A 22,869-nucleotide genomic window follows, 5' to 3' on the forward strand; every position below is an offset into this window, starting at 1 on the left:
AATCAGGCGGCCTTTTCGGCCAGCTTCTTCGCGACTTCCTTCTTGATCTTGCGGGCGTTGTCCGAAAGCAGATTGTCGCCGGTCTTCATCAGCCAGTTGTCGAGGCCGCCATTATGTTCGACCGAACGCAGGCCGTGGGTCGACACGCGCAGCTTCACGCCCTTGCCGAGCGCGTCCGACAGCAGCGTCACATTCTGCAGGTTGGGCAGGAAGGTACGCTTGGTCTTGTTGTTGGCGTGGCTGACATTGTGGCCAACCTGGCGGCCCTTGCCGGTCAGTTCGCAAATGCGCGACATCGTCTTCTTCCTCACAAAATCTGGGCGGCGTGCCGGTTGGCGCGAAAGGCGCCGAAGGGACCGGGTGGGCCGGGAAAGGCGCGCGCTTATCGGCTTGCCGGAGATTCGTCAAGTCATTAGGGCAGATTCCACTGACGTGGAAGGCGGCAACGGCGCGCTCCTCCACCCGGCCTCCCCGACGATAGCAAGCCGGGGGAGGCCGGGTGGAGGAGCGGGCCGGTGCCGGGCTTTCCTGCGCAGCAGGAAAAGATGATGCCAACCCGTTTCCCGCTTCCCGAACCCATGCGCCGCGCGCTCGACCTTGCCCGGATCGCCGCCGATTGGGGCGAAGTGCCGGTTGGTGCGGTCGTCGTCAAGGACGGAGCGATCGTGGCCGAAGGCCATAACCGCCCGCGCGAATCGCACGATCCCACCGCGCATGCGGAGATTGTAGCGATTCGGGCGGCCGCGGCGAAGCTTGGCAACGAGCGGCTCGACGGCTGTGACCTCTATGTCACGCTGGAACCCTGCGCGATGTGCGCGGGCGCCATCGCCCATGCCCGAATTGCGCGCCTCTATTATGGCGCCGACGATCCGAAGGGCGGGGCGGTCGCGCATGGTCCGCGCGTCTTCGCGCAGCCGACGATCCATCATCGCCCCGAAATCTACGACGGGATCGGTGCCGGCGAAGCGGCGACGCTGCTCCGCGATTTCTTCGCGGCGCGGCGCTGACGGTCAAAATCCCAGCAATTGATCGACCCATTGCGGCACCAGCTGTGTCGCCGGTCCCTGCCGCGCCTCGTCGAACCAGTAGCTGCCCTGGCTCGGCTCCATGTTGAGCTCGAGCGTGCGTGCGCCCGCCTGCCGCGCTTCGCGCACGAAACCCGCGGCGGGATAGACCGCGCCGGAGGTGCCGATGGAAACGAACAGGTCGGCGCGGTTGATGGCGCGATATATGTCGTCCATCCGATAGGGCATCTCGCCGAACCACACGACGTCGGGGCGCAGATAGCCGACCATGCCGCACGCCGGGCAGGCGGGCCGGTCGATCAGCGTGCCGGTCCACGGACTGCGGCGGTCGCACGCGGTGCACCACGCGTTCAGATGTTCGCCGTGCATGTGGATCAACCGCTTCGCGCCCGCGCGCTCGTGAAGATCGTCGACATTCTGCGTCACGATCAGCAACTCGTCGGGCCAATGCGCGTCGAGCCGTGCCAGCGCGGCATGGGCGGCGTTGGGCTGTTTGGTCTGGATCGCGGCGCGGCGCGCATCGTAAAAGCGGTGGACCAGATCGGGATCGCGGACGAAGGCTTCGGGCGTCGCCACATCCTCAACCCGGTGCTGTTCCCAAAGCCCGCCGCCGTCACGGAAGGTGTCGATACCGCTTTCGGCCGACACGCCCGCGCCGGTCAGGATCACGATGTTATGGACGCCGCTCATGCGGCCTCTCTATCGGGACGCACCGGCGGCTTCATCCTTTTTCGTCAATCCGGCCCGCACGGGGCGAACGGTGCCTCGACTTCGCGCGATCCGAAGCGCTAAGGGGGACGGGATAAGGGGACGCGTCATGACGAGCATCGGCATCATCGGCAGTCAGGGACGGATGGGCGTCGCGCTCGCCGCCGCGATTTCGGAGGCGGGGCAGCGCAGCTGCGGCGTCGACAAGGGCGGCGATGTCGCGCGGCTCGTTGCCGCCGCCGATGTGCTCGTCGATTTCTCGTCGCCCGGCGCGCTGGAGGCGACGCTCGATGCCTGCATTGCCGCAAGGAAGCCCATCGTCATCGGCACGACGGGGCTTGAGGAGCGTCACCATTATCTGATCGACGATGCCGCAAAGGATATCGCGGTGCTCCAGACGGGCAATACTTCGCTTGGCGTCACGCTGCTTGCGCATCTGGTGCGCGAGGCGGCGGCGCGGCTCGACGCCGATTGGGATATCGAGGTGCTAGAAATGCATCACCGGATGAAGGTCGATTCGCCGAGCGGCACCGCTCTGCTGCTTGGTCAGGCAGCCGCCGAGGGGCGCGGCATCAGCCTCGACCGCTGCTCCGAACGGGGCCGCGATGGCGTCACCGGGGCGCGTGGCCATGGCAAGATCGGCTTCGCATCGCTGCGCGGCGGGACCATCGCGGGCGACCATGATGTCATCTTCGCCGGGCCGGAGGAAATGATCACCCTGTCGCATCGCGCCGAAAACCGCATGATCTTCGCGCGCGGCGCGGTGCGGGCGGCGCTGTGGCTGATCCACCAGCCGGCGGGTCGCTACACGATGCCGCAGGTGCTCGGCCTCTGAACGGGCTTGCGGCGCGCCGATTTCGGCGTATTGCTCTCCTAATACGGCATCGCTGCCAACGTTGAGGGGAGATATCGCGATGAACCCAGCCGCCGAAACCGCGCGCTACATCGACAGCCTGGGGCCGCAGGCGCTGGCGAAGGCCGCCGCCTATACGCACGGCAATCACTGGCTGCTCTTGTGGGGCTTGCTCGTCGCGGCGGCCGTGACCCTGCTTTTCGTGCGGCTGCGGGTTCTCGATCGCATCGATACGCGTCTGTCGCGGCGCGGCTGGGCACTGCGGACCTGGGTGCTGTGCGCGGCTTTCTTCCTGCTTTCGGCGCTCGTCACTCTGCCGTGGGACATCTACACCGGCTGGATTCGCGAGACCGCCTATGATCGCACCAGCCAGCCGCTCGGCGACTGGCTCGGTCAGGCGGCGATCTCGACCGTCATCACCGCGCTGCTCGGCGGGCTCTTCTTCCTCGGCGTCTATGCGCTGATCCGGCGCACGGGCAGGCGCTGGTGGATCTGGTCGGGCGGGCTGGCGGCGATCGCCATTTCGGCGTTTCTGCTCGTCGCGCCGATCGCGATCGAGCCCCTGTTCAACAAATATACGCCGGTTCCCGAAGGGCCCGTGCGCGATGCGCTCGTCGAGATGGCGGCAAAGGCCGACATACCGGCTGACCGCATCTATATGTTCGACGGATCGCGCCAATCGAACAATTTCACCGCCAATGTCTCGGGCATCGGTCATTCGGCGCGCATCGCGATCTCGGACGTTGCGATCGGCAAGGCTTCGCTTGACGAGGTGCGCGCGGTGACGGGGCATGAGATCGGCCATTATGTGCTCGGCCATATCTGGCGCATGGTCTTCGTCTTCGCGGCGCTCGCGGCGCTGCTCTTCTTCGTGGCCGACCGGTTCTTCCCGCGCCTCGCGCGGCTGTTCGGCAGCGATGCCGAGATCGGCGATCCGCGCGGCTTCCCCGTCCTGCTTTTCTTCCTGTCGCTGTTCAGCCTCGTCACCCTGCCGATCACCAACACGCTGATCCGCATCGACGAGAGCGAGGCCGACCTCTATTCGCTCAAGACCGAAAACCGTCCCGACGCGCTCGCCACCGCGCTCGTCAAGACCGCCGAATATCGCAACCCGCGCCCCGGCGCGGTCGAGGAGACGATCTTTTACGACCATCCTTCGGTCGAACGGCGCGTGCGCGTCGCGATGGACTGGAAGGCGGCGCACCCGCCCGCGGCCGAATGAAGAAGGCCGACATCTTCGAATTCTATCGCCGCCTTGCCGAACTCAACCCGAGTCCGGAAACCGAACTGGAATTTGGCAACACGTACCAGCTGCTCGTCGCGGTGGTGCTGTCGGCGCAGGCGACCGACATCGGGGTGAACAAGGCGACGCGGCGACTGTTTCAGGACGTGAAGACCCCGCAGCAGATGGTCGACCTTGGCGAAGACGGCCTCAAGCAGCACATCAAGACGATCGGGCTGTTCAACGCGAAGGCGAAGAATGTCATCGCGCTCAGCGAAATTCTCGTCCGCGACCATGGCGGCGAAGTGCCCGCCGACCGCGATACGCTGGTCGAATTGCCGGGGGTGGGGCGCAAGACCGCCAATGTCGTGATGAACTGCGCCTTCGGGGCGGAAACCTTTGCGGTCGACACGCATATTTTTCGCGTCGGTAACCGCACCGGCCTTGCGCCCGGCAAGACGCCTCTCGCGGTCGAGAAAAAGCTCGACAAGGAAACGCCGCAGCCCTTTCGCGTCGGCGCGCACCACTGGCTGATCCTTCACGGCCGTTATATCTGCAAGGCGCGCACCCCCGAATGCTGGCGCTGCCCGGTTGCCGATCTGTGCCGTTACAAGCCCAAGACGCCCGCGCCGAAGGGCTGGCAGGCTCCCTGACAGCGCGTCCGGCGGGTGGTCAGGCGACCGGCCCGACGCGCGGATCGGGATCGAGCCGTATCCGCGGCAACGCGCGGCCGCTCAGCTTCGCGAACAGGCGCGGGACGAGGGCGTGGCGCTGCGCCCAGGCCCAGTAGGCCTGATAGGCGGGATCGCCGAGCAGATGCTTTTCCTCGGTCTTGGCGCGCCAGTAATAGACGCCGCTGACCGCTGCGAGCAGGATGGTGTTGCGCACCGCGTCGGCGGCGCTGCCCGACGTGACGAGGAAGGGCAGCGAGCCGATCCACCAGCTCAGATTCTTCGACACATAGGCGGGGTGCCGTGTGAAGGCATAGGGGCCGTGGGTGATGACGCCGCGGTGGGTCAGGTTCGAAAAGCGGATGCCGAACGCCATCGTCGCCCAGGCGTAGATGCCGACCAGAAAGACCAGCGCCACGCCCCACAATGTCATCAGCGCGTCGTGCCCCTGAAGCCAATAGCCCCAGTCGGACCCGTTCACCGTATAGTCGAGCGGCCCGCCGTTCATCAGAATGAAGGGCGGGTAGCAGACCAGCGCCGCGACCCACGCCATGCCATAGGGATTGGCGGTGCGGATATGCGCGTCGAGCGGCTTGAGGGTCAGGATATAGCCGACGGTCGCGACATGGACATCGACCAGATAGAGCAGGTTGATCGTCCAGATGCCGGTCATATAGGGATTGGCGAGGACGTCGCGCATCGGCACGCTGGCCAGTGACGAGAAATTGCCCGGCACGATCGACAGCATGAAGGCGGTGAAAAACCCCTTCACCGCCCAGGCGCGCAGATGATGCGCGATCGCGCGTCCATCGACCGGCTGGACGCGTCCCGCCTGCCGCGGCGCGATCAGCCAGCGTCCGAACTGGTAACAGCCGTCGCGCGGTTCGACCATGCGGCGGTCGAGCCACAGCATATAGGGCACCGATACGAGCAGCAGCCACGGCACCACCCGTTCGAGCAGGTCCATCGAGAAAGCGTAATTGCCCTCCCAATAATAGCGCATCACGGCATAGAATCCGGCGATCAGCGCCCAGGTCGTCCACAGGCCGGCGATCTTGGTCAGGCTGATGTCGATCGTCTCGCGCCAGGGGCGGCGCAGCGACCAGTCGATGCCGGTCGACGGATTACGATGCACCTTGTCGACGAACAGCGACCACAGCACCATCGGCACGCCGCAGGCAAGAACGCTGGCGATCGCCGAATTGGGGCCGTTCATCGGCCCGCGCTGTCCCCAGTCGACGCCCAGATAGGCGGCAATTTCGGGCGCGTAACGCGCGATCAGCAGATAGGAAAAAAGGCCCAGGATACCGACGATCCCGACCCCGGCGCTGACCGCTGATCGGGGGCGCGAAGCGGGCGCTTCGATGGCGTCAGCCGCCGTCTCGGCGGCCGCCGGAACGGCAAGATCGGGCATATGGGTCACCCCCTCGTCCTAGGCCGAAATGGTAAGCAAGCCGTCAACGATAATCCCCGATTCGCGGCGAAAATGCCGCCCGATCGATCATAGTTGCGACGGTTTGACACCGTTCACCGCGAGTCAGGTTCGATTCAACCCGACTCGGCCGCTGAAGAGTCGCGATGCTCCGCCGGCGCTGGTAAAGGCCCCACCAAGTCGGGGCGGAGGGCTCCATCAGAACAACAAGACGGGGTCGTAGCTTGTCTTCCCAATCGACGGGTCTGCGCCATTGGCGCCAGCGTTTCAATGCGCTGTTCCAGGACCATGAAATCTTCATTCGCACGCACGGCCATGTCCGGTTTCTGCGTATCAGCGCCGTTTGGCAAAAGCGCGTTGCGCTGATCGCCGGCGCGGTGCTGCTCGCTTGGGCTGCGATTACGCTCGCCGTGTTCGTCAACCAGCTGCTCACTGCCGACGAGCGCGCCGAAGTCGCGCAGAAGCAGGCGGCTGCCGCGGCTGCCGAGCAGCGCATCGCGCGCTATCGCGACCGCGTCGGTGAAATCGCCGCCGACCTCGACGAGCGGCAAAAGCAGCTCGAACAGTGGCAGCAGGATTATTTCGGCAACGAAGCGCTGCCCGCGCCGGCGAAAGCGGCCGGCGATGCTAAAGGCGACGGCGCCGCCGCGACGCCGCTCAAGACCAGCGCCATCGATCCGCGCCTGCCCCCCGAAGCGCAGGCGCTCGCCCGCATCGAGGCGCGGCAGGAGGCTTTTTCGTCGCGCCTGCTAGCCGCGGTCAACGCCCGCGCCGCCAAGGCCGAAAGCGCAGTCGCCAAGCTCGGGCTCGATCCGCGCGCGCTCGTTCGCGACGCCTCGTCGGGTCGTGGTGGTCCGCTCATCCCCTTCCAGCGCCGCGGCGGCAATGCGGGCGCGCTCGGCACCAGCTTCGCCGCGCTCGAAGGCGCGCTGTTCCGTATGGAAGTGTTCGAACGCACCCTCGTCGCGATCCCTTCGGGTCAGCCGGCGCATGTGCTGATGCTCTCATCGAGCTATGGCTATCGCAGCGATCCCTTCACCGGCGCCGGTGCGATGCACGCCGGGCTCGATTTCCCCGGCCCGATCGGCACGCCGATCCTCGCTGCCGCACCCGGGCGCGTCAGCTTCGTCGGCCAGAAGTCGGGCTATGGCAATGTCGTCGAGGTCGATCATGGCCAGGGCATCCTGACCCGCTACGCCCATTTGTCGGGTTTCAACGCCAAGGTGGGCGACCGCGTCACCGCGGGGCAGCAGATCGCCCGGATGGGCAGCACCGGCCGCTCGACCGGCAGCCATTTGCATTTCGAAGTCCGTTTGAACGGGGTCGCGGTCAATCCGCGGCGTTTTCTGGAGGCCAAAGCCGATGTTCTCGAAGTCAAAGACGACGCCCGGCAGCGAGTCGGCGCCCTCGCTTCCGCCGGTGCCCGCTAAGATGGCGACCGGCGCGCGTCATACCACCTTCTCGATCATCGGGTCGGATGTGGTCATCACCGGCAATGTGTCGGCCACCGTCGACCTGCACGTCGACGGCAAGATCGAAGGCGACCTGAAATGCGCCAACCTCGTCCAGGGCGAGGCGAGCGAGATCAAGGGCGGTGTCGTCGCCGAAACCGCCAAGCTTGCGGGTCTGGTCGACGGGTCGATCGAGGCCAAGACGCTGATCATCCACGCCAGCGCGCGGATCACCGGCGACGTGACCTACGAAACGATCACGATCGAAAATGGCGGCAAGGTCGACGGCAAGCTGTCGCATCGCCGTGCGGGTGCGGCCAAGGCGCCCCCGGCGCTCGAAGTCGTCGGCGAAAAGCCGGCCTCGTTCGGCGCCTGACCGACCGCGATTTTCCGGTCGGCACGATGGTGTGCTGGCAATGGGGCCGCGGCGAAGGTCGCGGCGTGATCGCCGAGCGCTTCGACCGCCGCGTCGAACGCACGATCAAGGGTAGCCGGATCGTGCGCAACGGGAGCGCGGCGAATCCCGCCTATCTGATCGAAATGCTCGATGGGCGCTGCGTGCTCAAGCTTGCGAGCGAACTCACACCGGCTTGACCGGCATCGCCCGCGGGGCATCGGCTCAACTTCGGGTCTTGCGCGCCGGCGCGCAGGCGCCATAGTCGCGAGCCATGCGCACCCTTACTGCTCCGCTCGCCCTCGCCGCCGCCTTGCTGGCCGCCGCGCCCGTCCATGCCAAACCTGCCGATACGGGTGCCGCGAAGAAGATCCTGATCGACAGCGTCGCGATTCCGACCGTCGCGGGACGCGGCAAGGTGCCCGAACTTGCGGCCTATTATGCCGGGGTGCTGAAGGCGGCGGGCTATGCCGACAGCGACATCGTCATCACCCCGATGGGCGAAACCGCGACCTTCGCCGCCACGCTGCAGGGAACGACGAAGGACAAGCCGATCCTGCTGCTCGGCCATATGGATGTCGTCGAGGCCGACGCAAAGGACTGGACGCGCGATCCGTTCGTGCCGGTCGAGGAGAATGGCTATATTTTCGGGCGCGGGTCGGAGGACAATAAATTCGACGTCGCGATGATGGTCGCCACCATGGCGCAGCTCAAGAAGGACGGCTTCAAGCCCAAGCGCTCGATCATCCTGCTGCTGTCGGGTGACGAGGAAACGTCGATGACGACGACGCGTGCGCTCGCCGCCAAATATAAGGACGCCGAACTCGCGCTCAACGGCGATGGCGGCGGCGGCTTGATCGGCGAGGACGGCAAGGCGCAATATTATGGGCTGCAGGCCGGCGAAAAAACCTATGCCGACTTCACGCTGGAGGTCACGAACCCCGGCGGTCACAGCTCGCGCCCGTCGCCGACCAATGCCATCGTTCAATTGTCGAATGCACTCGCCAAGGTGGGCGCCTATCATTTCAAGCCGCAGCAGAACGAACTGACCAAGGTCGGTATGCCGATCGTCGCCGATCAGGTCGGCGGTGCGATCGGCGCAGCGCTCAAGACCTTTGCCGCAAACCCCGCCGACGCGGCGGCGATCGCGACGATTACCGCTGATCCCGAATATGTCGGCCAGATCGGTACCACCTGCGTCCCGACGCTGGTCAACGGCGGTCACGCCGAAAACGCCCTGCCGCAGCGCGCGACCGCCAATATCAACTGCCGCATCTTTCCCGGCGTGCCGGTCGAGGCGGTGCGCGCCGAACTCGAACGGGTGATCGCCGACCCCGCGGTCGCGGTGAAACCCGATCCCGACGCCAGCGCCAGCGACGCTTCGCCGCTGCGCCCCGATGTGATGGCGGCGGTGACGAAGGCGGTCCATGCGCGCTTCCCGGGCCTGCCGATCATCCCGTCGATGAGCGCGGGGGCGACCGACAGCTATCATTTCCGCATGCTGGGCGTCCCGAGCTATGGCGTCGCGGGCCTGTTTTCGAAGGCGAGCGACAGCTACGCGCACGGGCTCAACGAGCGGGTGCCGGTCGATGCCATTCCCGGCGCGCTGGCACATTGGGACAGCCTGCTGCGCGACCTGGCGAAATAGGCAATTATTCTGGGGGAGCGGGGGAGGGCGAAAGCAGCGCCGCCACCGCCCGCTCGACCATCGCCGCCGCTGAATCGGCGCCGAAGCTGCTCGCGTCGAGCGACAGTTCGAGCCACAGCCCGTCGACCATGGCGGTAAGCAGGATCGCGAGCTGATCGGGATCGCGCGCGCCGCACGGCGCGAGCAGGTCGTGCAGCCGGGCGCGATAGCCGGCATAGCTGTCGGCGTGGATCGCCGCCATGCGCGCATCGCTGCGCGCGAGCGCCCAGAAAGCGGTCCACGCGCCGAGCAATTGCGGGTCAGTCACCGGCGGGCGGAAACTGGCCGTCAGATAGGCGGTCAGCCGCGCGCGCGGATCGGGGCCCGCCGCATCGGCGGCGGCGGCGAAGACCGCATCCATCCGGTCGCTCGTCGCCTGATAGGCTGCGGCGATCAGATCGTCGATGCCGCCGAAATAATGACGCAGCAACCCCGGCGATACCCCCGCCTTTGCGCAGATCGCGCGGACACTCGTTCCCGCCAGCCCAAGCTCGGCAAGGCATGCCGCGGTCGCGTCTATCAGGTCGGCCCGGCGGGCGTCGGCGCTTTCGCGCGTAAAGGCTTGGCGAGCGGCGGTCATGTTGTTATACATGTGTATAACAAGGAACGAGCCATGGCAACTGCACCCCAACGCGATTCGCATCCCGACCCGCTCGACGGCTGGTCGCTCCCGGCCTGGACCTATAGCGACCCCGATTTCTACGCCGCAGAAATGGCGCGCATCTTCCGCCCGAGTTGGCAGGTCGTGTGCCACGATAGCGACATTCCCGCGGCGGGCGACTGGCACAGCATCGATTATTGCGGCGAAAGCGTGATCGTCGTTCGCGGTGCCGACCGCGTCGTGCGCGCCTTTACCAACGTTTGCCGTCACCGCGGGTCGCGGCTGGTCGACGGCGCGGCGGGCTGCGCGAAGAAGCTCGTTTGCCCCTATCACGCCTGGACCTACGAACTCGACGGGCGACTCTCGGGCGTTCCCGATTCGGCGAGCTATCCCACGCTCGACAAGGGGAAGGCGGGGCTTGTTCCCGTCGGCCTCGAACAATGGCGCGGCTTCTGGTTCGTGCGGCTGGAGGACGACGGCGGCCCGTCGGTCGCCGCGATGATGGCGCCCTATGAAGCGATGGTCGAACCCTATCGTTTCGAAGAACTCGGCGCATTGGGGCGCGTCACGTTGCGCCCGCGCGATGTGAACTGGAAGAATGTCGGCGACAATTATTCGGACGGCCTGCACATCCCCGTTGCCCACCCCGGCCTGACGCGGCTGTTCGGCAAAAGCTATGGCGTCGAAGCGGAAGATCGCGTCGATCGCATGTGGGGCGACCTCGCCGACCGACCGTCGGCGAACTGGTCCGAGCGGCTCTATCAGCGGCTGCTGCCGCCGGTGCCGCACCTGCCGCAAGCGAACCAGCGCCATTGGCTCTATTTCAAGCTGTGGCCCAATGTCGCCTTCGACATCTACCCCGATCAGGTCGATTTCATGCAGTGGCTGCCGACCGGCCCGACGAGCTGCCTGATCCGCGAAATCAGTTACGTGCTTCCTGATGCGCGCCGCGAGATGAAGGCCGCGCGTTATTTGAACTGGCGCATCAATCGTCAGGTCAATGCCGAGGATACCGCGCTGATCACCCGCGTCCAGCAGGGCATGCAATCGCAAAGCTTCCAGATGGGACCGCTCAGCGACAAGGAAGTCTGCCTCAAGCATTTCTGTGCCCGGATGCGCGCGATCATCCCCGAAGCGCGACTGGAGCAGGCGCCGGCGGCGGGGTGGAGCCGCGCTTGACCGGCACGGCGCCCGTGGTCATCGTTGGCGGCGGTCCCGCCGGGATGGTCGCGGGGCTGCTGCTCGCGCGCGCCGGGGTGGCGGTGACCGTGCTCGAAAAGCACGCCGACTTCTTTCGCGATTTTCGCGGCGATACGGTGCATCCCTCGACGCTCGACCTGTTCGACGACATCGGCCTGCTCGGCGCTCTGCTCGCGCTTCCGCATGCCGCGCTCGACACGATGACGCTCGACCTGCTCGGGCGCCGCTACACGATCGCGACGCTCAAGCATCTGCCCGTTGCCGCACCCTTTATCGCGATGATGCCGCAATGGGATCTGCTCGACTTCATCGCGCGCGAAGGCCGCAAATATCGCACCTTCGACCTGCGCATGTCGACCGAAGCAACCGGATTGCGCCATGATCCGACCGGCCGCGTCGACGGCGTAACGCTGGCGAGCGGCGAAACGCTGCCCGCACGGCTCGTCATCGCAGCGGACGGGCGCCGGTCGGTGCTGCGCGATGCCGCCAGGCTGCCGCTCGACGATCTCGGCGCGCCGATGGATGTGCTGTGGTTCCGGGTGCCGATGCCGGCGGACCTGGACATGACCGAAGTCCCGCTCGGCACGATCGACAAGGGCGGAATGGTCGTCGCGATCCCGCGCGGCGATTATTGGCAGTGCGCGCAGATCATCGAAAAGGGCGGCTTCGCGGCGGTCGAAGCGCGCGGTATTGCGGCCTTTCGTGAGACCATTGTTTCGATAGCGCCGGGCCTTGCCGCCGGAATCGACGCGATCGCCAGCTTCGACGACGTCAAGCTGCTGTCGGTCGCGCTCGATCGGCTGACCCGCTGGTGGCAGCCCGGACTGCTCGCGATCGGCGATGCCGCGCACGCGATGTCGCCCGTCGGCGGCGTCGGGATCAACCTTGCGGTGCAGGATGCGGTGGCCGCGGCGAATATCCTCGCGGCGCCGCTCGCCGCCGGTGCCGATCCCGATCCGTTGCTCGCGCAGGTGCAGGATCGTCGATGGAAGCCGACGACAAGGATGCAGGCGCTACAGCGCTTCGCGCACCAGCGCGTCGTCGAACCGATGCTGCGCGGCGAGATCGATCATGTCCCGCTCGCGATCCGCCTGCTCGACCATATCCCGCTGCTGCGCCGCATTCCCGGCCGCATACTCGGCCTCGGTTTCGGGCGGCAGCATGTCCAGTCCCCCCTTGCGAAAGATTTTTCATGACCAAAGCCTATGACGCGCTGATCATCGGCGCCGGCCACAACGGCCTTGTCTGCGCCTTCTATCTTGCCAAGGCGGGGCTCAAGGTCCGCATCGTGGAGGCGCGCGATGTCGTCGGCGGCGCCGCCGTGACGGAGGAGTTTGCGCCGGGTTTCCGCAATTCGGTTGCGAGCTATACGGTCAGCCTGCTGCAACCGAAAGTGATCGCCGACATGAAGCTCGCCGATCATGGCTATCGCGTCATCGAACGGCCGATCAGCAATTTCCTGCCGCAGGAGGATGGCGGCTACCTCAAGCTCGGTGGCGGGCTCGAACGGACGCAGGCCGAGTTCCGCAAGTTCAGCGCCCGCGATGCCGAGGTGCTGCCGCAATATTATGACGCGCTCGAGAATGTCGCCGAGCTGCTCCGCGATCTTGCGCTGCGCGTTCCGCCCAATGTCGGCGAAGGGATGCGCACGCTGCTCGACGGCGCGCGGCAGGGGCGGCGCTTTGCGGGTCTCAGTCTCGAACAGCAGCGCGACGTGCTCGACCTCTTCACCAAGTCGGCGCGCACGATGCTCGACAGCTGGTTCGAGAGCGAGGCGGTCAAAGCCGCCTTTGGCTTCGATGCGGTGGTCGGAAACTATGCCAGCCCTGACACGCCGGGCAGCGCCTATGTCCTCCTCCACCACGTCTTCGGCGAGGTGAACGGCAAGAAGGGGGCGTGGGGCCACAGCGTCGGCGGCATGGGCAAGATCACCGAGATCATGGCGAAGGTCTGCCGTGATCATGGCGTCGAGATCAGCCTCGAAAGCCCGGTAGCGAAGGTGCTCGTGGACGGCGGCAAGGCGGTGGGGGTCAAGCTCGTCGGCGGCGAGGAGATTGCGGCGGCGCGGGTGATCGCCAATGTCGGGCCCAAGCTGCTTTACGAACGGATGATGGACGCGGGTGACCTGCCTGCCGATTACGAACGCCGGATCAAGGGTTTCAAGGCAGGCAGCGGAACCTTCCGCATGAATGTCGCGCTGTCGGAGCTTCCCAAATTCACCTGTCTTCCCGAACCCGGCGAGCATCACCAGTCGGGGATCATCCTCGCGCCGACGCTCGATTATATGGACCGCGCCTTTCTCGACGCGAAGCGCGACGGCTGGTCGAAGGAACCGATCGTCGAGATGCTCATCCCCTCGACCGTCGACGACAGCCTCGCGCCCGAAGGCTGCCATGTCGCCAGCCTCTTCTGCCAGCAATTCGCGCCCGAGTTGCCGGGCGGACGCGACTGGGACGATGAGGAGGAAGCCGCAGCCGATTGCATCATCGACACGGTCGAAAAGCATGCGCCCGGCTTCCGCGCCAGCATCGTCGGCCAGACGCGCCTCAGCCCCAAGGGTCTTGAACGCAAGTTCGGGCTGGTCGGCGGCGACATCATGCACGGCAATATGAGCCTCGATCAGCTTTGGTCGGCGCGGCCGGTGCTCGGCAATGGCGGCTATCGCGGGCCGGTGAAGGGGCTCTACATGTGCGGGGCAGGAACGCACCCGGGCGGCGGCGTCACCGGCGCGCCGGGGCATAATGCGGCGCAGGTGATCCTGCGCGACCGCGGTCTATTCGCGCCCCGCTGGCGCTGAGGCCGCGCCCCCGCGGCGGCGCATCAGCAGATAGATGGGCAGTCCCGCCGCGGTCATCGCGACGCTCCACAGGCTCGCCTCGATCCCGGCGCCGTAAAAGGCCCAGCAACTATAGCCGAAGCCGACGAGCGTGAGCGCCGCAAAACCCGGCGAGACGCGCAGGCTGCCCGCCTGTTCCAGCCGCAGCGCCGACAGGCTGCCGACGACATAGAGGATGATTGCGGTCGAGGTGGTGATGAGCACCATGAAGGTGAAAAGTTCGGCGAGCCCGCGCGAATAATTGGCATAGACGACGATGCTCGCGAGCAGGCTCGACGCGATCTGCGCCATTTGCGGCGACCCGAAACGATTGTCGCGCCCGAAAAGGGAAGGGAGCAGGCCGCGATGGGCGAGGTCGCGCGGAATCTCGCCCTGCAGCATCACGAATCCGTTGAGCGCGCCTAGCGCGGCGATCGCGGCAAAGACCGCGACGATATCGCCCGCCAACGGGCTGACCAGCGTTCCGAAAAAGGTCGCATAGGCGGCGTTCGACTGTTGCAGCGTTTCGACGGGCAGCAGCATGGTGACCGCGGTGCAGGACAGGAGATAGAGGAGGCCGGTCGCCGCGGCACCGATCAGCGTGGCGCGCGGGATCATCCGTTCGGGATCGCGCACCCGGTCGCCAACGACGGCGGCGCTTTCGAAGCCAAGCAGCGCGAACAGCGTCAGCGTCGCCGCGCCGCTTACTGCCGACAGGCTGACCGGCTGGGTATGTGCCATCCCTGCGGCATGGCCTTCGCCGGTGCCGAGCAGCCAAGCCGCGACCAGCACCGCGCCGATCACCGGCACGAGCTTCAACAGCAGCGTGATGATCTGCGTCTCGCCCGCGCGGCGGATGCCCGACAGGTTGATGAGCGTGAACAGCCACAGGAAGCCGATCGCGACCAGCGCGGGCAGCGGCCCCTTGTCGCCCAGCCGGGGGATGACGATCGAAAGATTGCTGACCGCCGCGACGGCGAGCGTCGCATTCGCCGTCCAGCAACTGATCCAGTAGCTCCAGGCGACGGTGAATCCCGTGCCGGGGCCGAAGGCGGCATTGGCGTAGGTGAACGTCGCGCTGCCGCCGGGCAATCGCCGCGCAAGCCGCGCAAAGACGATGGCGAGGCACAGGGTGCCGGTGATCGTCACGCCCCAGCCGATGACGGCGTTCCAGCCGAGCGGCGCCAGATCGCGGGGCAGGAGGAACACCCCCGACCCGATCATATTGCCCATGACGAGCGCGACGCACATGGCGAGACCGAGCTTCTGCCCGGCCTCGCCCTGTTGCTGTGCGGGGTTCGTCACCCGGTCAGAATTCCTTGCTGACCTTGAGCCCGATCAGTCGCGGCCTGATCGGCGTGTCGTAGAATACCCCGCCGGTGCTGGTCAGCCCGTCGGGATCGCCGCAGGTGGTTTCGAGGCACTGGACACCCGTATTGATGATGCCGTTGCTGTCGAACAAATTGGTCGCGAACAGTTCGGCCTTCCAATCCTCTCCCTTCACACCGATGCTGATATCGGCGGTGGTATAGGATTTAAGCGTTCCCTTGAGCGCATTTTCAAAGATGCGAAGGTCGCTGCGCCGCTTGCCGATATGGTTGAGCGCGAACTGGACATGCCCGCCCAGCCCGCCGATCGGGAATTCGTAGCGCGTGACCAGATTGCCCTTGAACTTCGGCGTCACCGGAAGCTGCGTTCCCGACGGGGCGAGCAGCGCATTGGTCGCACCGTCGCTGCCGGGCAGGGTGCAGTCGAAACTGCTGTTCGCGATCAGGCAGAAATCGCGGCGAATCTGCGCATCATTATAGCTCATCCCGGCGTTGATCGAGAAGCCGCCCTCGCGATAGCCGAGGTCGAGTTCGATGCCGCGAATGCGCGCTACGCCCGCGTTGCGGATTTCGGTCAGACCGTTGAGCCCGAGGAAGGAAAGCTGAATGTCCTTCCAGTCCTCCTGATAGATGGCGCCGTTGAAGCGCACCGGACCCCAGTTGGTCTTCCAGCCGAATTCATAATTGTCGAGCGTATCCGGACCATAGGGCGGCAGGGTGCCGCGGCGATTGATCCCGCCGGGACGGAAGCCGCGCGACCAGGTGCCATAGATCAAGGCATTGTCGCTGAGCTTGTACGTCAGGTTCAGCTTGTGAATGAAGCCGGTATCCTTGGTCCGCTTGTCGAGATTGGTACAGGGCGACCCGGCAACGATCGCCGGACCGAAGCAGGCGGCGACGCCGGTTCGGCTCGACACGCCCGCCGAATAGCCGAAGAAGCCGACCAGGCTGTTGTCGAACTTGTACAGACGGCCGCCGCCGGTCAGCGTCAGCTTGTCGGTGATGTCGTAGCTGAGCTCGCCGAACGCGGCATAGTCGCGGTCGACGCGGAACTGCTTGGTCAACCAGATGTCGCTGGCCGTGCCGGGCACCTTCAGATCGTCGGCCAGATTGTCGATGATGTAATTCTGTTCGATATTGTGACTCTGGCGCTGCCAGAACACGCCGCCGATAAAGCGGATCGGCGCATCGGCGGGCGACGCGATGCGTGCCTCGACAAAGCTCTTCTTATAACGGTCGATGCCGTTGATATACTGATTGGGGCTGATCAGATTGTTCGCATTGTCGCGCAGATAATAGCCCGAACCGTAGAGCGCGTCATAGAAATAGGAATAATCCGAATAGTCGCTCGCCACGTCGGTGCGGCGGCGCAGGTGGCCGCCGGTGACGGTCAGATCCCAATTGCCGAGCTTGCCCTCGATCGTCAGGGCCGCCTGCAGCCATTTGTCCTTGCTCCATTCGGGATTGTACTGGACGGTCTGCAACTGGCCGGTGACGGCGCTCGACCGCTCCTGCGAATAGCTGCCGTTCGTCTTCTGGATCTGGCCCATGATCGTCGGACGCAGGGTCCAATTGTCGTCGAGCTCGATCCCGAGCGCGAGGCGCGCGCCATAGGTGTCGGCATCGTTGTAGTTGTTTTCGACATAGGCCGAATTATTCTGGACGATGCCGCTGGTCGGATAGGTGCGGCTGCCCGGAATATTGTCGATATAGCCGGCATCGTGCCGGTACCAGCCGACAAGGCGCAGCGCCGCGCGCTCACCGAGCGGCGCGTTGATGAAGCCTTCGGCGACACCGCCGAAATTGCCGTGCGCGACCGAATTGATCTCGGCCCCGATCTCGCCATAGGTGCCGCTGGTGTCGGGCTTGTTGGTGACAAGCTTGATCGTGCCCGCCATCGAACTTGCGCCATACAGCGTGCCCTGCGGCCCGGCGAGTGCCTCGACGCGCGAAAGATCATAGGCATGGATATCCAGCGCGCCCTGAATGGTCGTTACCGGCATTTCGTCGAGATAAGTGCCGACGGTCGGCAGCGAGGCTGAATGGTTTGCATTCTCGCCCGACGACACGCCGCGGAAATAGACCTGGGCAAAACCCGGGGCGGCCGTCTGGATCGTCACCGACGGTAGGAATTTGACGACGTCCTGAAATTCCTTGACCTGCAACTCGGCCAGTCTTTCGGTGCCGAGCGCGGTGATCGCCATCGGCACGTCCTGCAGATTCTGCTCGCGCTTCGAAGCCGTGACGACGATGTCGTCGCCATTGGCCGGCGCCGTTTGCTGTGCGAGCGCCGTTCCCGACGTGCACAGGATCGTGCTGCCGAGCAGCAGCGCGCTGCCTTTCGCCAACACTGCCGAAACATTCCGCATAGAGACCCCCCTCGATGACAACAATGTGACGGAGAATGACGCGGTGCAGCGCAAGCGCAAGCATTGTCATCGCACCGGTGCGCGCATTGGTCGAAAATGTCGGCTGCTGTTGCTCAAAGGCAACGTATTTGCGCGCGGCGGGCTAGTCGGCGAGCAGTGGAACCCCCGGATAAGCCTCCAGCACCGGACCGAGCGCCGCCTTGAGCGGGTCGAGCCATGCGTCATAGGGGCGCCATTGATCGACGCCGTCGCGGTTGATGGGGCGGCGCACCTGTTCGCTCGATGCGGTACGCACGGCGCGATCATTGGCGTAAAAGGCCAGGCAGGCCTCCTCGAACGGGACGTTCAGATAGGAGAGCATCGCGCGAACCTCGCCCTCCGGATCGTCGAGCAGCGCCTCGTGGATAACGCGGTGAACCCGGCCCGGCTGGACCGCGTCGATATGCGCCATCAGGCGAACATAGTCGCGATAATAGGCGCCGATATCCGCCAGCCCATAGCTGAACGCCTGACCCTTGGCGAAATGCTGGCGAAAGTTCGACCAGCAGCAATCGAGCGGATGGCGGCGCGCATCGATGATCTTGGCACCGGGCAGGGTCAGGCGAATGAAGGGCAGGTAAAGCCAGTTGTTCGGAAGCTTGTCGATATAGAAGGGCTTGTCCGTTTTGCGCTGGACTGCAGTGCGCGCCAGGAATTGCCGGCCGAGGTCGGCCAGCGCATCGGAGGGCAGATCGGCCAGTGCTTCGACCCAGCGACGCGGGTCGCCCGTCGCATCGCGCCCGAGGCTGAGCGCCAGCGCCGGAATATCGGGCAATTCCATCGTGCCTTCGATCGCACTATGGCTTGCCAGAATTTGCTCGATCAGCGTTGAACCCGCGCGCGGCAGGCCGAGGACGAAAATCGGATCGGGATCGGGCGCGCCCGCACCGGCCATTGCCGCAAAGCGTTCGGCCGGAAAATGGGCGATGATGGCATCGACCGTGGCGCGCGTATCTGCCGGATCATAGCCGAGTTGCGCCGACCGGATCGCATTGCCTGCTGCGTAGTGACGAAAGGCTGCGGCATGATCGCCGGCATCGTCATAGGCCTTGCCAAGCGCGAAGTGCAGATGGAGCCGGTCGTCCGCGCGCGCCTCGTCCGTTGGCGCCGCATCGACGAGCGCAGCTTCCATGGCGGATCGGTCGGCGGCGTCGAACCGAATGGTCTTCAGATTGGCGAGGCTCCACCAGATTTCGCCCAGCCCGGGATCGGTGGCGAGCGCATGGCGATAGGCCGCGATGCTGTCGTCCTGCCGCCCGACCGTCTTGAGCATATGACCATAGCTCATCCACAATTTGGCGTGGCCGGGAAAGCGGCGGGTCAATTCTTCGTACAGCGCGATCGCTTCGTCATAGCCGCCGATACGGCCGAGGGCGGCGGCCTTCAGATTGGCGTGGGCCGGATTGTCGGGATCGTCGCCGAGCACGGAATCGAGCGCCGCGACGGCTTCCGCAAAGCGATTCTGCTTGTAATAGACCGTCGCCAGATTGGCGCGGGCGGCGCCGAACCCCGGCGCGAGTTCGACCGCCCGCATCAGCAGCTTTTCGGCATCGCCATAACGGCCGATACGCCCGGCGACCTCGGCCAGCATGCGGATCGCCGCGACATCGGTGGCGTCGTCGCGCAGGCGTCCGCGCAGCGCGGCCTCGGCATCGGGCAGCCGATCTTCGGCGAGGGCGAGCGCCGCCGCGATCATCTCGGGATCGTGGATCGCCGCGCCAACGGCGTCGAGCGCGGCCGCCTGCGCCTCATCCTCGCGTCCGAGCGCGCGCAGCGCGTGCGCGGCAAGGCGGTGGGCGGCGGCCGATGTCGGAACAACCTCGATAATCGCCTGCGCCTGCGCCAGCGCCGCCGCAGGCTGACCCGCCAGCAGATGCCGGGCGTTGGCGAGCGCCTGATCGTGCGTGACGGTCGCCAAGCCCGCGCGCCTCAGCTCTTGGACCGGGCCTTGGCGATGGCGCGCTTCAGCGTGTCATAGCCCACTTGGCCTTGGAGCAGTTGGTTGCCGACGACCCAGGTCGGGGTGGCATTGAGCTGAAGCTGGGTTGCGATCGCGAGGTTCGCGTCGAGTTCGCGCTGGAACAGCGCCTCGTTCGCGGTCGCGTCGGCGCTTCCGTCGGTGACGACGCCCGCGCGCTGCGCCGCGGCGGCGATCGCCGACGGATCGAGCGAGCTCGCTGCGAACATCGCGTGGTGGAAAGCGTCATACTTACCCTGCCGCGCCGCAGCGAGCGCCATCAGCGCGGCATCGCGGCTTTGCGGCGAGATGATTGGCAATTCGCGGAACACGACCTTGAGCCGCTTGTCCTCGCGGACCAGCCGGTCGACATCGGGCACGCTCGCCCGGCAGAAGCCGCAAGCATAATCGGTGAAGACGACCAGCGTGACGTCGCCGTCGGCATTGCCCGCCCAGGCGCCGGCATAGGGCTTTTCGAGCGCGGGGCGGATCGCGTCGATCGCCTTCGCCATTTCGCGGTCGCGCTGCGCCTCCAGCGCCTCGGGGATGATTTCGGGATTGGCGCGAATATAGTCGCCGACGATCGTCTCGACCTCGCTCTTGCTCATGCCGCCGCCGAAGCGGCCGCCAAGCCAGAAGGTCGCGCCGAGCAGCGCGAGCGCGGCGATGCCGCCGATCAACAGGGTTCGCGTCGATACGCCGTCCATCATTCCTCCCTGGCGCTGCGGCAAGCGGCCTGCGGTCATCGCCTTGGTCCGCGCGGGCTTGGGCTTGGCCGGGGGCGTGACATGCGGGGTGCGATCATCGTCCGACGCGATTGCTGTTGCCGCTGCCTTGGCCGGCGTTTCCGCCAGCGTCGCGGGGATCGCTTCGCCGGCGAAGAGCGGCAGGTCGCCAGCGTTCCCGGCGTCGGCGGCGCGCGCCTCTGCCTCTTCGCGCGCGAGCAATTGTTCGAGCCCCGAGGGCGGCGGCGCAAGCTCTTCGGCGGCGGGACGCAGCTTGTTCGCGGCGTCGCCGATGCCGTCCTTGCCTGCGCGCGCAACCTGACCGGCGACCTGGCCGATTCCGGCCTTCGTCTTGCCCGCGACTTCGCCGATCCCGCGTCCGGCTTCGCTGGAAATTTTCGCGACCTTGTCGCCCAGCGCCATCTTGTCCCACGCCTCGCCGCTCGCGCTCGCCGCGCTGCGTGCCGCCTTCGCCGATCCGCGTCCGACCGCACGCGCGGCGCGCGCGGCGCCCCGGCCCGATCGCTGTGCAAGGTCGCGCGTCCGCCGCGGTATCTCCATCGCCTCGACGCGCGCGGGTATGTCGGCGCGTTCGCCGACGTCGATCGTCCAGTCGGCGAAGGCCTCCGTCCCGCGCCGGATCGCGCCCCACAGCCGCGCCGCGCCGGCCTTCAGCTGCTCCCCCGTGACGCGCGGATCGCGCGCCGGAGCGGGCTTCGGCGTATAGCGGCCGACGTCGATGCCGACGGGCGGCGCGTCCTTCGGCTTTGCCAGTCCCTCGTCGGCGCGCGGCAGGGGCTCGGGCGCCGGCGACGGGTCGCGCAACCACGGCTGGTAATATTCGTCTTTCTTGTCTGTCACTTGTCGCCCTTGTGCATTCGCGAAATTGCGATGCATCCCCGAATTTCGTCGTGAATCTAGCGCCGTTTGCGCGTCCGTTCTACCTCGGCGCGCGCAACCATCGAAATATCCTGTGCACGAATCCAGTCGGGCGACCCTTGCGGCAGGCCCTGCATCGCCATTTCGGCATTACGCAGCGCGAGCATCGGCTGTCCACCCTCGAGACTGTAGCGTTCCGCCGAGGCGAGCGCGGCGCGCGCCTGATCGCCGCGGTTCGCATAGACGATTCCGAGCTGATACCAGGCGAAAGGATTCTCGTTATCGAGCGCGACGGCGGTTTTCAGCACCTTTTCGGCCTCGGGAAAATTGGCCGGATCCTCGGTCGCGATCAGTGCATGGCCGAGGGTCGAGGCGATCAGCGGCTGCGATTTCGAATTGGCGACCGCCTTGCGCAGCGGCGGGATCGCTTCCTTGGGCCGCCCGGATTCGAGCAAAACCTGGCCTTCGAGCTCGAGGAAATACGGGTCTTCGGGATTGGTGGCGATCAGGGCGTCGACCTCGTCCAGCGCCTTTTGCGGATAGGCGCTCTTGTGCCAAGCGTAAGCGCGGGCGTAGCGCGCGGGCACGCTCTTGTCGCTTTCGGGATATTTGCGCAGCGTCCGCTCGGGCTCTTCCATATAGCCGAGCAGCTTGGCCTTCACGCGCTGGAAGCGGGCTTCGAGTTGGGGGTCGCTCGGCTTGTCCCACGCCGGATCGACGACATAGACTTCGCGCAGCGCCTGGATGCGATCGCCCGACAGCGGGTGCGTGCGGCTGTAGGCCTGATCATCATCCTGTTTGACGGCGTAGCGGAATTCGAGATTCTGCAGCTTCTTGAAGAAATCGAGGCTGCCTTTGCCGCTGATCCCTGCCTTCGACAGATATTGCGCACCGGCGGCGTCGGCGGTCGCTTCCTGCACCCGGCTGAACGCCAGATATTTGCCGAGCGCCGCCTGTTGCCCCGCCATCATGATCCCCATACCGGCGTCGCTGCCGCCTGCCGCGATCGCCGCGGCGCCGAGCAGCAGGCTGAGCAGCGAGATGCCCGTTGCGGTCTTGGCGCCGTCGCTGGCGCGGATGGCGTGGCCGCCCATGATATGGCCGAGCTCGTGGGCGAGTACGCCCTGCACTTCGTTGGCGCTGTCGGCGGTCTCGATCAGGCCGCTAAAGACATAGATGTCCTGACTGCCCGCCACGAACGCGTTGATGCTGCGATCGCCGAGCAGGTGGACGCGCACCTGTCCGGGACGCAGCCCCGCCGCGACGAGCAGCGGATCGACCATGTCCTGGAACAGCGCCTCGGTTTCGGCGTCGCGCAGCATCGACTGCGCCATCACCGGCCGCGCAGCAACCGCCGCCATGGCGACGAGCGTCAGCAGCAGGCGCAGCGCGGCGCGCCAGGCGCCCGGCCGGGCCAGGATGTGGGACGGGGATGGCGCGATCATCGCCGCCCGTCTTGCGCCGCGCGTCTGAACCTCGAATGAAGCCATGGAGACTTATTGGGGCGCCAGCC

The 22,869-nt window shown here is 66.0% G+C and carries 20 protein-coding genes; 11 read left to right on the forward strand and 9 right to left on the reverse strand.

The window, feature by feature from the left end:
• Positions 1–2 precede the first annotated feature (2 nt).
• A complete protein-coding gene (rpmB, locus tag ATE59_RS02355; protein ID WP_003050690.1) occupies positions 3–296 on the reverse strand; it encodes a 50S ribosomal protein L28 in 294 nt (97 codons plus the stop codon).
• 252 nt (positions 297–548) lie between these two features.
• Here rpmB and tadA point away from each other — a divergent pair, with 252 nt between their 5' ends.
• On the forward strand, positions 549–1,007 hold the full coding sequence (gene tadA, locus ATE59_RS02360; RefSeq protein ID WP_040590678.1) for a tRNA adenosine(34) deaminase TadA: 459 nt from the start codon (positions 549–551) through the stop codon (positions 1,005–1,007).
• Positions 1,008–1,010: 3 nt separating this feature from the next.
• Here the strand turns inward: tadA and ATE59_RS02365 are convergent, their stop codons facing one another.
• Positions 1,011–1,715 (reverse strand): NAD-dependent deacylase, encoded by a 705-nt coding sequence (locus ATE59_RS02365; RefSeq protein WP_058811054.1) that lies wholly within the window; start codon positions 1,713–1,715, stop codon positions 1,011–1,013.
• 127 nt (positions 1,716–1,842) lie between these two features.
• Here ATE59_RS02365 and dapB point away from each other — a divergent pair, with 127 nt between their 5' ends.
• The 3 genes from dapB (at position 1,843) to nth (ending at position 4,461) form a co-directional block, all read left to right on the forward strand.
• Positions 1,843–2,568, forward strand: coding sequence for a 4-hydroxy-tetrahydrodipicolinate reductase (gene dapB, locus ATE59_RS02370; RefSeq protein WP_058811055.1), 726 nt, complete (start codon positions 1,843–1,845; stop codon positions 2,566–2,568).
• Between the two features lie 79 nt (positions 2,569–2,647).
• Positions 2,648–3,808, forward strand: a complete 1,161-nt coding sequence (locus tag ATE59_RS02375; RefSeq protein WP_058811056.1) for a M48 family metalloprotease — start codon at positions 2,648–2,650, stop codon at positions 3,806–3,808.
• Positions 3,805–4,461 carry an endonuclease III gene (gene nth, locus ATE59_RS02380; RefSeq protein WP_058811057.1) on the forward strand — a complete coding sequence of 219 codons (657 nt, stop codon included), beginning with the start codon at positions 3,805–3,807 and terminating at the stop codon, positions 4,459–4,461. The genes ATE59_RS02375 and nth overlap by 4 nt, the downstream gene beginning before the upstream one ends.
• Before the next feature lie 19 nt (positions 4,462–4,480).
• On the opposite strand, the gene ATE59_RS02385 is transcribed toward nth, so the two are convergent.
• On the reverse strand, positions 4,481–5,893 hold the full coding sequence (locus ATE59_RS02385; protein WP_231737170.1) for a methyltransferase family protein: 1,413 nt from the start codon (positions 5,891–5,893) through the stop codon (positions 4,481–4,483).
• 242 nt (positions 5,894–6,135) lie between these two features.
• Between ATE59_RS02385 and ATE59_RS02390 the strand changes: the two genes are divergently transcribed.
• The 4 genes from ATE59_RS02390 to ATE59_RS02405 all read left to right on the forward strand — a co-directional run bounded on the left by ATE59_RS02390 (position 6,136) and on the right by ATE59_RS02405 (position 9,404).
• Positions 6,136–7,341: a M23 family metallopeptidase gene (locus tag ATE59_RS02390; RefSeq protein ID WP_003050711.1), complete on the forward strand. Its 1,206-nt coding sequence runs from the start codon at positions 6,136–6,138 to the stop codon at positions 7,339–7,341.
• Position 7,342: 1 nt separating this feature from the next.
• A complete protein-coding gene (locus tag ATE59_RS02395; RefSeq protein WP_120694129.1) occupies positions 7,343–7,738 on the forward strand; it encodes a bactofilin family protein in 396 nt (131 codons plus the stop codon).
• Positions 7,739–7,764: 26 nt separating this feature from the next.
• Positions 7,765–7,956, forward strand: coding sequence for a DUF2945 domain-containing protein (locus ATE59_RS02400; protein WP_003050720.1), 192 nt, complete (start codon positions 7,765–7,767; stop codon positions 7,954–7,956).
• 74 nt (positions 7,957–8,030) lie between these two features.
• Positions 8,031–9,404 carry a M20/M25/M40 family metallo-hydrolase gene (locus ATE59_RS02405; RefSeq protein WP_058811058.1) on the forward strand — a complete coding sequence of 458 codons (1,374 nt, stop codon included), beginning with the start codon at positions 8,031–8,033 and terminating at the stop codon, positions 9,402–9,404.
• Positions 9,405–9,408: 4 nt separating this feature from the next.
• On the opposite strand, the gene ATE59_RS02410 is transcribed toward ATE59_RS02405, so the two are convergent.
• Positions 9,409–10,023, reverse strand: a complete 615-nt coding sequence (locus ATE59_RS02410) for a TetR/AcrR family transcriptional regulator (protein WP_231737149.1) — start codon at positions 10,021–10,023, stop codon at positions 9,409–9,411.
• Between the two features lie 33 nt (positions 10,024–10,056).
• On the opposite strand from ATE59_RS02410, the gene ATE59_RS02415 reads away from it, so the two are divergent.
• Genes ATE59_RS02415 through ATE59_RS02425 form a run of 3 tightly spaced genes read left to right on the forward strand, consistent with a single transcriptional unit; the run spans position 10,057 to position 14,041 of the window.
• Positions 10,057–11,223, forward strand: coding sequence for an aromatic ring-hydroxylating oxygenase subunit alpha (locus ATE59_RS02415; RefSeq protein WP_058811060.1), 1,167 nt, complete (start codon positions 10,057–10,059; stop codon positions 11,221–11,223).
• The gene (locus ATE59_RS02420) at positions 11,220–12,440 is read left to right on the forward strand and encodes an FAD-dependent oxidoreductase (protein ID WP_040590688.1); all 1,221 of its coding nucleotides are present in this window, start codon (positions 11,220–11,222) and stop codon (positions 12,438–12,440) included. The genes ATE59_RS02415 and ATE59_RS02420 overlap by 4 nt, the downstream gene beginning before the upstream one ends.
• Entirely contained in the window at positions 12,437–14,041 is a 1,605-nt protein-coding gene (locus tag ATE59_RS02425; protein WP_058811061.1) for a phytoene desaturase family protein, read from the forward strand. The genes ATE59_RS02420 and ATE59_RS02425 overlap by 4 nt, the downstream gene beginning before the upstream one ends.
• Here ATE59_RS02425 and ATE59_RS02430 read toward each other — a convergent pair.
• The 5 genes from ATE59_RS02430 to ATE59_RS02450 form a co-directional block, all read right to left on the reverse strand.
• Complete coding sequence (locus ATE59_RS02430; RefSeq protein WP_003050736.1) at positions 14,018–15,364, reverse strand: amino acid permease; 1,347 nt, start codon at positions 15,362–15,364, stop codon at positions 14,018–14,020. The genes ATE59_RS02425 and ATE59_RS02430 overlap by 24 nt on opposite strands.
• A 4-nt stretch (positions 15,365–15,368) precedes the next feature.
• Entirely contained in the window at positions 15,369–17,756 is a 2,388-nt protein-coding gene (locus ATE59_RS02435) for a TonB-dependent receptor (RefSeq protein WP_003050738.1), read from the reverse strand.
• A 142-nt stretch (positions 17,757–17,898) separates the two neighbouring features.
• Positions 17,899–19,713, reverse strand: a complete 1,815-nt coding sequence (locus tag ATE59_RS02440; protein ID WP_058811062.1) for a tetratricopeptide repeat-containing sulfotransferase family protein — start codon at positions 19,711–19,713, stop codon at positions 17,899–17,901.
• An 11-nt stretch (positions 19,714–19,724) separates the two neighbouring features.
• The gene (locus ATE59_RS02445) at positions 19,725–21,338 is read right to left on the reverse strand and encodes a DsbA family protein (RefSeq protein ID WP_231737150.1); all 1,614 of its coding nucleotides are present in this window, start codon (positions 21,336–21,338) and stop codon (positions 19,725–19,727) included.
• 56 nt (positions 21,339–21,394) lie between these two features.
• On the reverse strand, positions 21,395–22,801 hold the full coding sequence (locus tag ATE59_RS02450) for a M48 family metalloprotease (RefSeq protein WP_058811286.1): 1,407 nt from the start codon (positions 22,799–22,801) through the stop codon (positions 21,395–21,397).
• Positions 22,802–22,869 lie beyond the last annotated feature (68 nt).

The organism is Sphingopyxis sp. A083 (assembly GCF_001468495.1).
In the GTDB taxonomy this organism is placed as follows: domain Bacteria; phylum Pseudomonadota; class Alphaproteobacteria; order Sphingomonadales; family Sphingomonadaceae; genus Sphingopyxis; species Sphingopyxis terrae.